The organism is Idiomarina fontislapidosi (assembly GCF_003226255.1).
GTDB classification, from domain to species: Bacteria; Pseudomonadota; Gammaproteobacteria; order Enterobacterales; family Alteromonadaceae; genus Idiomarina; species Idiomarina fontislapidosi.
On record NZ_QJST01000004.1, the window covers coordinates 179,173 to 193,646 of the forward strand.

12 protein-coding genes are annotated in these 14,474 nt (G+C 48.2%); all 12 read right to left on the bottom strand.

Annotated elements, in window-relative coordinates; all coding sequences use genetic code 11:
• Positions 1–82 precede the first annotated feature (82 nt).
• The 12 genes from DFP83_RS06565 to DFP83_RS06620 all read right to left on the bottom strand — a co-directional run bounded on the left by DFP83_RS06565 (position 83) and on the right by DFP83_RS06620 (position 14,470).
• Positions 83–5,413, bottom strand: a complete 5,331-nt coding sequence (locus DFP83_RS06565; protein WP_157981530.1) for a DUF6701 domain-containing protein — start codon at positions 5,411–5,413, stop codon at positions 83–85.
• Positions 5,410–5,823, bottom strand: coding sequence for a Type II secretory pathway component (locus DFP83_RS06570; protein ID WP_110574212.1), 414 nt, complete (start codon positions 5,821–5,823; stop codon positions 5,410–5,412). Before DFP83_RS06570 ends, DFP83_RS06565 begins: the two co-directional genes overlap by 4 nt.
• Entirely contained in the window at positions 5,813–6,637 is an 825-nt protein-coding gene (locus DFP83_RS06575; RefSeq protein ID WP_110574213.1) for a prepilin-type N-terminal cleavage/methylation domain-containing protein, read from the bottom strand. Before DFP83_RS06575 ends, DFP83_RS06570 begins: the two co-directional genes overlap by 11 nt.
• Complete coding sequence (locus DFP83_RS06580; RefSeq protein WP_110574214.1) at positions 6,637–7,167, bottom strand: type IV pilus modification PilV family protein; 531 nt, start codon at positions 7,165–7,167, stop codon at positions 6,637–6,639. The genes DFP83_RS06575 and DFP83_RS06580 overlap by 1 nt, the downstream gene beginning before the upstream one ends.
• A complete protein-coding gene (locus DFP83_RS06585) occupies positions 7,157–7,660 on the bottom strand; it encodes a prepilin-type N-terminal cleavage/methylation domain-containing protein (RefSeq protein WP_157981531.1) in 504 nt (167 codons plus the stop codon). The genes DFP83_RS06580 and DFP83_RS06585 overlap by 11 nt, the downstream gene beginning before the upstream one ends.
• A 69-nt stretch (positions 7,661–7,729) precedes the next feature.
• Positions 7,730–8,257, bottom strand: coding sequence for a type II secretion system protein (locus tag DFP83_RS13740; protein ID WP_110574216.1), 528 nt, complete (start codon positions 8,255–8,257; stop codon positions 7,730–7,732).
• A gap of 42 nt (positions 8,258–8,299) precedes the next feature.
• Complete coding sequence (locus DFP83_RS06595; protein WP_110574217.1) at positions 8,300–8,917, bottom strand: prepilin-type N-terminal cleavage/methylation domain-containing protein; 618 nt, start codon at positions 8,915–8,917, stop codon at positions 8,300–8,302.
• 53 nt (positions 8,918–8,970) lie between these two features.
• Positions 8,971–9,426: a Type II secretory pathway component gene (locus tag DFP83_RS06600; RefSeq protein WP_110574218.1), complete on the bottom strand. Its 456-nt coding sequence runs from the start codon at positions 9,424–9,426 to the stop codon at positions 8,971–8,973.
• Entirely contained in the window at positions 9,426–10,676 is a 1,251-nt protein-coding gene (locus DFP83_RS06605) for a type II secretion system F family protein (protein WP_110574219.1), read from the bottom strand. Before DFP83_RS06605 ends, DFP83_RS06600 begins: the two co-directional genes overlap by 1 nt.
• Positions 10,677–10,678: 2 nt before the next feature.
• A complete protein-coding gene (locus DFP83_RS06610) occupies positions 10,679–12,442 on the bottom strand; it encodes a GspE/PulE family protein (RefSeq protein ID WP_110574220.1) in 1,764 nt (587 codons plus the stop codon).
• A complete protein-coding gene (locus DFP83_RS06615) occupies positions 12,423–13,544 on the bottom strand; it encodes a tetratricopeptide repeat protein (protein ID WP_110574221.1) in 1,122 nt (373 codons plus the stop codon). The genes DFP83_RS06610 and DFP83_RS06615 overlap by 20 nt, the downstream gene beginning before the upstream one ends.
• On the bottom strand, positions 13,541–14,470 hold the full coding sequence (locus DFP83_RS06620) for an ExeA family protein (RefSeq protein ID WP_110574222.1): 930 nt from the start codon (positions 14,468–14,470) through the stop codon (positions 13,541–13,543). The genes DFP83_RS06615 and DFP83_RS06620 overlap by 4 nt, the downstream gene beginning before the upstream one ends.
• Positions 14,471–14,474 lie beyond the last annotated feature (4 nt).

Sequence of the window (14,474 nt, forward strand, 5' to 3'; positions counted from 1 at the left end):
ACTCTGCCTTATGCTATTTGCTTGTCAACAAAAGCGCAAGGAAGAATCGCGGTAAATTCCGTACAATTGAGTAAGTAGCCACTCACAGCCCCTGCTCTTGCCAATAGATTTGGCGGTCGCTGCCGCGGTAGATACCAAAAACGCCGAGCGCGGTTGGGTTTTCGTTATATGACCCATCGCCAGTCCAGTCGTACTGTAGGTAGGCGGGAACATCCAAATCAAATTCAAACTGTACGGGTTGATTCGATGGTTCCCAGCGCAAGCTTTCCTCATCGCTACGTTCCACCGACTGAATTCGGCCCTGATCCACTATCACTTGGTTGTTACTACTGCCTTCGATATCACCACGTTCAAGATCAATAGAGGGCGCCTCTTCGCCTTCCTCGACAACGTAACGTTCATCTGAAACCGCACTGTGAGCGACTGAATAGCATGTGTTATTTTCATCCAGTCGATATTCGGTTCCATCCCAAAACTCAACTTGCCCTTGAATGAGGAGTGGGTCACTGACTGCGGCGATGACATTTTCAAGCACCATCCGTCCGAAGACTAAACGTGCTGAATCAAACAACTTATAATCTACAGCGTAGTCATCACCGGCCGGCGCCGGCAGGGTGGTGTCCTTCAATTGACTGTAATATTGATTGTTCTCACCATCGTTGATGCGTATACCCAGTTTGTAATCGTTATACGGTCCTTCCTCAGCGTCGCTACGCAGGTATTTAACCTCGACATTACTGAGAAACCCATTCCCTGCGTTGGCTGTTGTAGCATCACTCCAGTCGATAGGACTAATAGGAGCGGAACCCCCGCCGTTTGGCGTCACTTGCAAATTAAACGACTGGCCATTGACGTTAAACGCTGCAAACTCCAGTTCCGCTTTTGCCAAATCACTTGCATAATTGCGAGTGATATCACCGCTCGCGTTTCGTGCCACGAGTTGGATAGGTAGCAAGTTTTGTGGCTCACCAATGTAATACGAGGGTTGCGCTCCACAGGTATTTGCAAAGCCAGTGCCCGCCTCAAGCGTAAAGTGGTGCGGAATGAATCGACCGACTTCAAATTGTGTTTCGAGTACGTCGCTAGTATCTTGCCACTGAGATAGATACCCGCCGCCATTCTGTTGGGCTACTTGTGCTGTAATATTAGCTTTACCGACTTCAGAGTAGGTTACTTGGTTATTGGTAAAGGTGCCGAAGTCCGAGCGAGAAAATTGCAGCGCATTAGCCAGCACCCCATCATTAACTGCCACAGGCGCAACCGCTTCGGCTGCGGTTTGAAGCACGAGTCGTTCACCTACCTGTTCCAAACCAAAGTTAGGCGTAATGTCACCTTGCGCATTACGTGCCGTTAGCTCGACCTCAAACGGGTCGCCTGCCTTAGCTAAAATCGCAGTCGAGCTTGATAAGTCGGTATCTAACCGCGTTGATTTCATCTCAATATGGTGCGGTTGCCAAACAAAGGTGTTTGAATCGCCCCGCAGCGTCACACCGTTACTCAACGTTGCTTTCGCCGAAAGCTTCACCGCGCCTACATCATCATAACGCATCGCTAGATTCGCTCTACTGTCATTAAATTCAACCGCTACATTTTGATAGTTTCCCGCAATTAAGTCGGTTGCATTTGCAGCCGTAAGCTCGGAGCCCACTTGGCCGCTTACCCAAAACTCGCTTTCTGAACGACATTGGTTTGGATCCACGCAGTCCAACTGCATTTCAATTTGCGTTAAGTTATTTGTCAGCGCTTGACACTGCAGTGTATTGGTGTTCGTTTCTACGGCACGAATTGAAACACCTTCAGATTGTATTCCCGCCGTTTGCCGTGGTATTTGCGTGCTCTGTAAACCCGCATCATAAAACACAAACCCAGCATTGCTTATTGCGATTTGGCAATCATCGACCACGCCATCCACTAAGCACACTGTTGGATTGGCAGGCTGTGGCGCACTTTGATTAGTTACCGATAGATTCGTAACGCCCGCTTGCGTTGGATTTAACTGACTGAGTAACTGGTTATTGGCAGCCGACCAATTAAGTGATGATGGTGCAAAACTGCCGTTATCCGAAGCCAGTTGAATAGAAGCTGTGTCACCATATGTTTCTGAGCAATCCGCATTAGCGCACGCTTTAACCGCTACTTCGGCTCCATTACAAAGCACCGCATTTTGATTAAACGCAAGCTGATAGTGATGCAGACGTTCTTCAGAAGGTTCACCAGGAACCGAACAAACCGAGAGATCTTTGATCCAATGGTAATTTGTTTCGCCGCCTGTACTGCCCGTGAAACTTAAATACACTTGTTCAGGCATCTGCGGCTGATTTTGCAGATTATCTAATTTTAGGATGCTCTCAAAATTATTATTCGCACCGTTTTCGTCCAACTTACGCAGTACCTCGATACTTGGGTTATCACCTGTTCCATCGATCAATACCTTGTATGTATGTCCCGGTTTAGGGTTAAAAACAGAGTTTGGATTTTGGTTTGCTGGCGAATCAATTGCCGGTTCAAGTTCATTTGAGGCGCCTAAGAACTGGTAATTCGTTGAGTCAGCCCCACGAACGCCAACCCGGTTAGGAACCAGTCGATCAAACCCGCCGGCTCGTCCCTCGCTGTTGCGCGAGAAGTTTCCGTACTCATCAAAACCGATACCAAGCCAGCCGGCTTCAAAACCACCTGAGTCACCAGTGCGTTGAGCATAGCCTAACGAGCCACCATAACTACCCGCTCGTGGATTACCGTCACTAATACGGTTGGCGTCAGAGAGTACAAGCGCTATTCCATCAGCACCGGTGTTGCCTCGTCCATTAGAGCCCCACGCGTATAATTTGAATTCAATTTCTATGCGGTGACCTTTACCTGGGAATGGCCGCTGCAATGTCACCGCTGTAGCACGGTTGTTGGCGTTATCGGTTAGTTCTAGATATTGCTCGTTACGAGCGGTCAGTAACTGAGGCTGGTAGTTGCTATCTTTTGAATAGGTTTTCCAGTCGTTGCCGAAAACTTGCCCTTCATCATTTATCGCGTAACACTGCTGGCCTTGACCTAAACACTCGTGTCGAAGCGTTTGTAATGACGATGCTTGGCTGTCAGAAAGATAATCGTGATATAGCCTGAATTCATCGACAGCCCCCTCGAGGTATCGATTTCCGTCATTGCCTTTGTCTGCACCTATTCTTAACGCGTCGTTATTGACCACCAAAGTATCGGTATAACTAAACGATAGCTTTTGTTCGCCATCGATCCATAACGACTGTCGTCCTAAACTATAACGCGCAACAAAGAAATGCCACTGGCCATCGGCAAAACTCTGCTGAGTAAAGTTAGAGCGAACCCCTTTATTACCCTGCCACCACCAATTTATTGTACCTTGAGGGGTAACATGAAGTTCAAAATTTTCATCTTTACCCACCAGTGTCGCAAGCCCACTTCGAGGCGCTCTATCAATACGCGCCCAAAATGCAATGGTATACTCGTTAGCACGGTCGAGCGACGTATCATCCATAATTTCGATATAGTGCTGGCTTGCTGCTGAGAAGGTAGCGTAGCCACAGGTCCCCATGAATTGTTGATTCGTTGCCAACGCCGGTGAACCATCGGCGGCACCAAACCCAACACCATTACGCGCGGTGATCGAGAGGCTTTCGGTACCTTTATTGCTGATAGCAAATCCATTGCTTGCATTCCATGGACCATCATCAAAAGGCAAATAGACTTGCGCAGGTGGCAAGTTGACAGCAGGTGCTGCGCAAAAATTACCGCCTTCTATCGGATTGCTGAACGCCGAGTAGTTAACACGATAGTTAGAGCCCTGGATATCGTCGCCGGCACTGATGGCGCCATTAATAACGATGAGTGGACCATTATTTGAAAAATTAATATCGTCTTCGGCATAAATGTAACCGTTAATTGTTACGCCTGCGCTAATCGACAAATCACCCGTTACTATCAATATAAAGTCTTCAGGGTTGCCATTGGGGTTTAATGTCACACCCGGTTGTATATTGAGATCACCATCAATGTACACACGCGAACTGGCACCACTCGTTTGATACTCTTCTCCTACAGCATCAAAATCCCCCACACGCAAATAGTCTTCGTTACTGAGTTCACGAGGTAAGCTTCTGTTGTAAGCTTGTCCTGGTAAATCATAACGCTCGGGGGTCGTGCTATTCTCATTAACGCCCGACGGCCATATGGCACTGCATTGTTCAAGATCGACCGGCGCCTCGGAACAGGGACCATAATTGTTATTAATGTCGCATAGTTCGCCCAATACTTTAGGCGGTGATTCATTGACGAAGTCATTAAAATTAGGCGTATTAAGGTAACCATTAATTTTACTTCGTTGCTCGAGTTTAACAGAGTCACGTGAATTGACGTTACCTTTGACAAGCGCTTGGTAAGCTAATGAAATTTCATCGTTCGCGTCTAAGCTACCACCGACTTCGGTTTCCTGACCTAGTTTAATCTTCTTTTCGGCATCAATATTTTTATCAACTTTGGTTCGAAACCCCGTTTTGACCTCACCATTTCGCGCGTTCACATCACCGAATATGTGTGATTCTTGTTCTAAGTCGATGTCGCGTCGAGCAAGCAAACTCCCTTTGACTTCTGTTCTGAAGTCAATTTTTATCTTTCCGTCATCGCTCGTAACGTCGCCCTGTACTTCAGAGTCTTGCCCAACCTCTATATCTTTTTGCGCCCGAATATCGCCACCCAGGGTTACGCGCTGACCTACCTTAATTTTGTCATCACTGTCTAAGAACTCCGACACCGTAGCTCGGCTACCAATCTCGATATCTTCTGACGATTGGATATAGCCATTAATAGTGCTCGAGTCGCCAATTTTTACCTTCTTTGCGCTATCAATGTAGCCAGCGATGGTGACATTATTTTCGGTTTCGACTTTCCCTTGCGACTCGATATAACCGCTAACTTGAGCATTTCCACCGATTTTTACCTCATCGCTCGCTTCGACGTAACCATCAATCATGGCCGCATAGCCCACCTGGACTTTTCCAGCGTTTACAACGTCACCAGCAATAACTGCTTCATTATTCATTTCGACTGAACCGGCTCCATAAACACTACCACTCAAAGCGGCTTTATAGTCGAGATTTAAATCACCACCGTTGGGAAATTCCACACGGAAATTAACGTTGTTATTGTTTAGTAGGCGGCTTTCATTAGCTAAACTTAGATCGCCATACATCACCAGTCTCACATTGACATCGGCGGTATAACTATCGCGGTAATTTAAATTGATATCATCGAAACAGGTAACTGTCAGTTCATCATAGCTACCATCGTACGTTTGAGAACACGCATCGAACACATTTTGTTGAGCAAAGACGGGTGGTGAGAATAAGCACTGAGTAACCACTAACAGGCCTAGTTTTATTAACCATCTCATTCTATTGTCCTCGCTTCCATGGCTAGCACGCGCGCAGTTGTTTGCGAGCCTACGGTGCATTGACCCGTGGCTACAAGTCGATAATGTTCATCAGACGCGTAAGTGTCGCTACTACACGCTATATCAACTTTGCAGTTCTGCAGACCTTCGGCATTCGTGAAATCCATACTACTTTGCACGGCAGAACAACTTTGCATCTCACTGTCTAACGGAAAAAGCTGATTCATCCCCTGCTGCAAACCACTTTGTGCGGCGTTAAATGCGCGCGTGCCATACACTTCCGTGACAACACTATCGCTACTGGTGCGCACAAGGGTTGCCAGGGTTGCCACTAATAAGCCGGTTACCACTATCACAAAAATAGCAACAACAAGCGCACTGCCGCGTTGTGCATGATAACTATGGCGCATTTGGAATATGGACCTCTTGGCTAAAAAACAACTGTTCATTATCTATACTATTAAATTGTAAGAACAGATGTACAATATTATTCTGCATTAACGTTGTTTCATCCACCTGAAACGCTGCCGCACCATTGGCAAGGTTCACTAATCCTGAGCCCATTAATGTGCCGCTTGCGCCCCCAAAACGTCCGTTACTGGGGGTGGGTTGCTGTTGAGACCATCCATAGTTAGCGTATCGATATATCGCCTCGCCCTCAACGCAATAGCTCACGGGTGTGCGTCCGATATAAAGACGTTGACGTGGTGATTGTTTCCCATATTTTGCATTATTATCGACAAGCGTGATGAGTGTCGCGTTACCTGCTCGACTGGTCGTTTGCTCAACTTGCTCAAAGCGATTCGAGTTATTGCCGTATATATGGTTACTGCGCGTGGCATAAATAAACAGTCGATCGTCCGTTTCAATCGTCGACCAATTGGCCAATGAAACAAAGGTTAACGTATTCGGTTGGTTATTACGAAACGGCGCATCGTAGTAGGTGCCAGCTACGCGCGTTGGTACAAACTCCACACACTGGGTCGTAGTGTTGTTATTGATATTGGTGGGCGTCACACGGGCGCTACTCGGTACCGCATTACGCAGTTCGCGACTCAGTCGTTCAATGACAAATCGACTTTGGTCAAGCACTCTGACGCGTTCGGCGCTACTGGCAAACATTTGTGAGCCAAAACCAACAAACTGAAATGAAAAAATAGCAATGATCGACAGTAGCACGATCACTATCACCAGTTCTATCAGCGTGAAGCCTCGATTACGCATCACCAATTGCCTCTAAACGCCGAGAAATCGATACGTTGCCCTTGGGGCGTATTGACTGTGACATCAATCCGTTTAAGCGTATTGCTTTGCACTTCAACGACTCGCACTCGCAAGCTGAACTGTCGATAATCATCAGTAAGGTTGTTGGCCAGCGTATCTGCTACTTCATCGCCCGCCAGCTCTAAGCAGTGATAGTCATCGACATCGTCAAAATCTGTGCGCGAAGGTTCCTCCCGATAACCTGTATTCGAGCAGTCGGCAGGTATAGCAGTACAGCTGGGGCCACCGGTCTCGCCACACCGCGCTTCGCCCACTGCGCTAGAGCCGTTTTCATCGAATCGGCGCGAGAGAATTTCGTTAATTAAGCTGTGTCCAAGCTCGGCGGCGCGCACTTGCTGCCACGGGTCAACACTTTGTTTAAACAGTGGACCCATGCCCCCGGTGACCACCAAGGTGATAATACCGACAACAATAATCCCGGCAATAATTTCAATCAGCGTGAAACCGCGTTGATACTTGCTAACAGCCATAAATATAACCTTCGCGGTTGATACAGACTGACTGACTTGCACCACGGGTTTCCGTAAACGTTAATCGGCATGGTTGCGCGCCGCTGCAAACGAGACCTGAAGCGTCTCGCGGACGTCCCAGTGAATCGAACTCAAGTTCATTTGGCGGACCCGCAGTAACACCAGCACTGTTTGTGATGGTTAATGTAATGCCTTGAAAGTCCGTGATTTGGTTAAATGAATCTGCATTCGTCACGAATGAAGAGGCTGAGCTGCCACAATGAGTGGTCGTCGCTCGACCCAACGCGTTGGTTTGCAATACCACCGCAGTACACGTCAACGGGGTGTTTTGCATGGCATTGAGTTGTGTATTGCGCAGAATAGAGAGCGTGCGCTCGCGTAATACTAAACTTTCGGTACCGCCAGAGCCAATAAATAAAGGCGCCGCGCCAACCGCGAGAATAGCCACCACTACTAAAACAATGATCAGTTCTACTAGGGTGAAGCCTTTCATAGGAGAGACCTTAGATATTCGGCCCGCCGAGACGGCGAGCCGAGATTCGACCATTAAGCAATGGTTGGATTAGTTGCCGCAGCCCGATGTTTCTGCTGTAACTACTGGGGCGGCATCGGCACTTGAGGTCTCAGAATAGACAGCATAGCAATTGCCGCTTGTATAGTCACTTTCTGCAAGCGGATCACCTGATGTTGCAGGCTGGGTATAACCTTCAGGAGAGACATAATATTTGTTTGCTGCACCTGAAGTACCCGAGACCGCTAAAATGTCCCAATCCTGTGAGTCAAGATTACTAGCTTTCCCGATACCGTCGTCTGTTGCTGCTGGATAACCATAAACCAACGCAATATCGTCATCTGTTGAAGTCGTGTCTTCGTTAAGCGTATCTGAGTCGCCCAACTTACCCTCAATCGCTGCTTTCGCGTAAACCGTTTGGTAAGCACCTTGGATATTACCCTTCAAGCCTTTAACCGCAGACTCACGAGCATCGCCCGAAAAGTTAAAGAACTGAGGGGCTGCTGTCACGGCAAGGATACCGAGTACAACAATAACAATAATAAGCTCGATGAGCGTAAAACCTTTTTGATTGCGCATGATTACATTCTCCGTTGAAATAAAATAGATGTTGGTGCCATGTTAGTTATTGTTGCTAAACACGTTTACACCGCCATTCCTTGGGTTGTAGACAAACGAGTTACCGACTGTCTGAAAGTCATTACCCGAAGGCAAAGGACTAATTCCTTTAATGGTGTTTACCAAATAATAAACACACACTTGATTTGTACCCTGACCTTGGGCAGGGGTCGTGCTTGGGTCATCAGTCGCATAAGTATAATAACGATACTCGTCTATCGCGCCGTTATCACCTTCTGCCATGACTGTCGGCGACCCTTGCAAAATTGCTGTCATCACCGTGCGACAATCTTGGTTACTGAGAGTCACATCCGTCGCAGTGTCATCATCGCCACTTACTGGGTAGCCGGTATCGCCATCGACGAACACTGGAACGCCATCCATTTGCAATTCTGCTCCAGCACCATCCGTGCCGCCTTTAGGTCGTCCGCGTAACTCCCACTCGCCACGCACGATACCCACTGCACTCGCAAAACCACCGGCAACACCTTCAATAGCTGAATCCTCTGCATCGGCAGTCACGTCAGTGAAGCGCGGTAAAGCAGAGGCTGCTAATAAACCCAGAATCACCACCACGATGATCAACTCAATGATTGTGAAGCCTTGTTGCCGTTTATTCATAGTCAGCGTCCTTTATTATTTCTTAATATATTGTATAACGACATTTTTACAATTCATAGGTTGAAACCAGCATTTTTTGAGCTAATTTGACCTGTTTCAGCGTTGTATTCTTGCCATAATTTTTGCTCAATTCTAAATAAACACCGTTGCCCGTCCACCTCGCCATTTAATTGACTGGGTACGTCCGCAAGCCGTTGCCAAAGTGTCACACATCCTTGCTCAACGGCGGGCCATCCACGGCGGTTCATTTGGATGCGTTCGGTGGTATCACTTATGTTAAGGGTTACTTGTTTAGGTTTACCCTGACGAATCCATTCAGCGCGAGCGAGCAATACAGCATCATTAAAACGTTTCAATTCAACGTCTCGCTGTGTGGTCTGCCAGCCCCCTGGTTGTGGTGTAAACCACAGCCACAAAGCGACGCCGGAAAGCACTAACACACTTAAAACCACTAACACATTTTGTAGCAGACTGCGAAAACTCTGTTCACTTTGCGCCTGGTTTTTCATTATCGCCCCTGATAGGCATTCATCATATCCCACATTGGGGTAAAGATACCCAGTGCTAAAATCAGCACTAATATCGCAACAAAACCAATCATGACAGGCTCAATACGTGCAGTCAGTGTTTTCAGATCGTAGTCGGTTTCTCGTTCATAATAATCAGCCACTTCTTTGAGCAATGTGTCGCTTCGCCCGGTTTCCTCACCGACCACAATCATTTGCAACACTAACGGCGTAAACAGCTTTGATTGGCGCGCCGCTCGCGAGAGGTTTTCACCGCGTTCAATGGTACGACGGATATCTAAAATTTTACTTTCCATGTACGCATTATCGACCGCTTCTGCAACCAGAGATAACGCCTGCGTCAAGGGTACACCCGCCGACAGCATCACCGAAAAGCTGCGGGCGAAACGAGACAAAATTGAGCGCTCTAAAATGGATCCAATAATCGGCATACGCAGTTTCCAGCGGTCCCAAAGAAGTCGTCCGCTCGCACTATTCACGTAAGCACGGATGGCAAAAAAGGCGCCCACCATCGCCAATAACATCAGAGGCCAATAGGCAACAAAGAATTCTGAGGTTCCGAGTAGCGCACGCGTTGCCCACGGCAGTTCGACATTAAAGCGGCTGAACATGTTAGCAAACGTCGGAATAACAAAAATATTCAATACAAATAATGCCACGACTAGCGCAATCATCACAAAGGTTGGGTAGCGCGTCGCCGCCTTAATACGCTTACGGGTATCCTGCTCTTTTTCTAAGTAAAGCGCGAGCTGTTCAAATGACTCTTCCAACTGACCGGTATTCTCGCCGACGTGCACAATGGATACAATTAAGCGGGAAAACACCTTGGGGTGCTGGGACATACCGGATGACAATGTACGTCCACGCTCAAGCTGACTATGAACATCGCGTAATGCACGTTCTAAGCGCTTATTCTGTGTGGTATCCGCAAGCCCCTCAATTGCCCGTAAAATGGGAATACCTGCATTCGTCAGCGAATACATCTGGCGGCAGAATATAATCAACTGGTCGAGTTCGACGTTTGGTTCAGCTATCGCTTTAAGTTGCTGCCAAACCGAAGCGTTCGCTTTACTGCCTTTAGACTCGCTCGCTTTACCCTTGCTCGGCGCTACATCAACAGGAATCAAGCCACGCTGCATTAAAGCTTGGGCAGCCGATTTAGCATCATTCGCCTCGACTTTGCCTCGCTGCATGCTGCCTGATTTATCACGTGCCTTGTAGCTAAACTGCATAGTTAATCAGTATCCTCGTCGCCCTGTGCAAGTTCACTGATATTCGTCGCCGCTACGTTTTCTTCGACGCTCTCAGCTAAGAACAACACTTCATTTATACTGGTAATACCTTGCTTGGCAAAATCCAACGCAACATTTGCCATCGAGCGATAGCCTTTAGCTTTCTTCGCTGCCTCTGCAAAGCGTTGTGTGTCCTGCTGTCGCAGAGCATCCATCATGGCACCGTTCATTTCTAACAGCTCAAACACACCGATACGACCCCGGTAGCCAGTATGATTACAGTTTTGGCAACCTGCGCCTTTCTTAAAGGTGCTATCGCAACTACCTTTTTCTAAATGCTCAAGTATCGCGCGTTGCGCTTCATCTGGCGCATCATCTTGCGCGCACCGCTCACATACTCGGCGTACAAGCCGTTGCGCGATCACGCCTCGTAATGCCGCAGCAACCAAGTACGAAGGTGCACCCATGTCAATTAAGCGCATAGCACTGGTAATTGCATCGTTGGTGTGCAAGGTTGATAGCACCATGTGACCCGTAATTGCACCACGCAATCCAATTTCAACAGTCTCATGATCACGCATCTCACCCACCATGATAATGTCAGGGTCCTGCCGTAGAGTTGTGCGCAGCACGCGAGCAAAATCGAGCCCTATTTTATTACTGACTTGAACTTGAGAAATACGAGGTAAGCGATACTCTACGGGATCTTCTACTGTGATGACCTTTTTCTCTTCGGTATTAAGTTCACTGAGCGCGCCATACAAGGTGGTGGTTTTACCCGAGCCGGTGGGGCCGGTGACTAACAACATACCATGCGGGCGATGGATCAAATGACGCACGCGCTTCAAGATATCGGGCGGCATACCCACTTGATCTAATGACAAAATGCCACTGGATTGGTCCAGTAAACGCATGACGCACGCTTCGCCATACTGGACGGGCATCGTTGAGACCCGTACGTCAATACTGTGTTTTTTAACCTTAATATTGAAGCGACCGTCCTGAGGTAGTCGGCGCTCAGAGATATCCAAGCCTGCCATGAGTTTCAAGCGCAACACGAGTGCGTTGGCAATGTTGGTCTCATCAAGAATATTTTCTTGTAGTACGCCATCGACCCGCTGACGAATCCGCAGCATATTTTGGTCTGGCTCAATATGAATATCCGAGGCACGAACCTGCACTGCATCTTCGAAAATCGACTTAAGCAGTTTAGCAACGGTCGCATCATCATCGTCATCATCTAGGCTGTCGGCACCTAAGGTGAAGTCCTCGGTTTCCTCATACTCAGTTTGTAACTGACTGGCAAAGGTCTCGATTTCTTTTGTGCGCCGATACAAACTATCAAACGCCGACAGCAGTTCGCCCTCAGACACCACAGCCAAATTAACCTCACGGGGTGCAAGGTGCTGCGTAACTGCATCAACTGCAGCTAAATCGGCTGGGTCACTCATTCCGACCAACGCAGTCTCATCGTCAGCTTCAATGACTAAAGCGCGATAACGACGTGCTTGCACCTCTGGCAATCGCTCGACATCTTTGGGGTTAATCTTACGATCCGCGACACTGACTCGTTCTAGCTTTAGTTGCTGGGCGAGAAAATCGAGCAGCTGTTCTTCGGTAATGTAGTCGAGATCAATCAGCGTAGCACCGAGCTTGCGGCCGCTGACTTGCTGCTCTTTTAGCGCACTTTCGAGTTGTTGTTCACTGATAACTTGCTCGTGTACGAGCAAATCACCCAGTCGCATTTTAAGACGAGGTCGCTTCATCCTGCTCTACCAATAAGTTGAGTTGTTGCTCGATAAAGTCGAGTGTGGGTGCATGTTGAATCAGTGTTTTGGCACGCTTGAATGCATTCACAGCAGTATCGATTTCACCGAGTTGTTGTGATGCAATACCGTGACCTAGCCACCAACGCCCCTGAGTGGGCTGTGCTTGTGCCAACGCCTGATAGCTCTGAGCCATTGCCTTCCATTGGCTCAGCTGCTGCGCCAGCTGCGCTTTAAGCTGATAATACTCTAAATAAGCTTCAACTTGTGGCTGTGCCTGTTGTAAAAGCGTCAGCGCCAATTGGGGTTGCTCACGCTTTTGCAGCATTTTGGCAGCCAACACACGCAACTCATGCGCTTTGGGGTTAAGCTCAAGGCCTTTGGTAAGTACTTGTAACGCATCCTGCCACTTATTTCGACCAAACTGCAGGGCTGCCAGCTGGCGACGTACTTCGATATGATTTGGATCGATCGTTAGCGCTTTTTGCCAGTGCACCGCAGATTCGCTCAGTAAGCCTTGCTCGGCGGCTTCCTGTGCGGCACTTATTTCGCGTGCAATTAATTCTTGTGGCGATAACTTGACTGCTTTTTTAACGAGCGTTGCTGCCTGTTTAGATGGCTCTTGCTGTTGAACTTGCTGTGCCTCTGTTGACTCTGGCGCTGCCGAGTGCTGCTGCGATGGCACAGGAACGGACACTAACGACAGCCTTTGCTGAGCTGGCTCTGTTTCATTAACATCATCTTGTCGACTACTCGACTGCTGGGTGTTCTCTGACAAGCGAGCCTCAGTATCGGGCTGAGTCTTGGTCGCAACTGGACGCGCAAAGTTGATATCTTGCGCAACTTGGCTCGGCGGTGTTGGCTCGGACGGCTTTACCGATTGCGGTTTAGCATCCATCGAGCGACTGTTGTCCGCCAAATACTCCCAACTGACATAGCTCGCAATCACCGCGATAACCGCCAAAACTATCGCGGCAAGTGCGATGATCCAAGGCGTTCGCGAAGGCGGCCCCGCAACTGCCGAGCCACCACTGCGCTCGGCCTCGCCGGGCTTCTGCCCGCGCTTATCGAGATCCTTTAATACTTTATTCAATATGCTCATGCAACAGGATTCCAAGGCCAAGCGGGATGTTCAAAGGTTAACCCTAGTAACGCTGAAGCGCCTACTAGCAATAATAACAAAGTCCAAATCATCAACCTCACCACAGGTGAACGATAGCGCGTATCTGCAGTATCTTTCGTTGCTAGCTTTAAATCCTTGTGTGACAAGCGCTTGCGCCCCTCACCGTAAGCGAGTAGCAGCATTTTATGAGCCAACACATTAACTAAGCGCGGAATACCTCGACTGCTTTCGTACAATGCTGAAACCAAACCCGCCGAAAAAATAGGCTCACCTTTATAACCTGCAATACGCATACGGTGGCCAATATACTGCGCGGTCTCTCGTGCATTCATTGCCGTCAGGCGATGTGAAAACGAGATGCGCTGCCGTAACTGTCTAAAGTTGTGTTGCCCTAATCGCTCATCCAACTCGGGTTGACCCACTAAAATGATATGCAGCAACTTGCGCGATTCAGTTTCTAAATTCGACAGTAATCGCAACGCCTCTAAACTTTCTTCAGGCAAAGCTTGCGCTTCATCAACAATCAGTACCACCGCGCGTCCAGCTTGGTTTATTTCTAACAAACGGCCTTGCAGTGCCCGAGCAAGTTGGTGTTCACTCTCGACTTCGGCGGTATCGACCCCTAATTCTTGTGCTACCGCACGCCGAAGTTGATCAGGGCTGAGGTATGAGTCGGGTACATAAGCCGTGTAAAAGTAATCTGGAATTTCTTCCAGCAAGCGCCGGCACAACAAGGTTTTTCCGGTGCCTACTTCACCGGTCACCTTGATAAAGCCTTCGCCCGTATTCAATGCCGTTAACACCACCTTCGCAGCTTGATCATGACTTTTTAGCTCACAATAAAACTGCGTGTTAGGTGTAATAGTAAACGGTAATTGATTCAACCCGTAGTGATACAAATACATAACG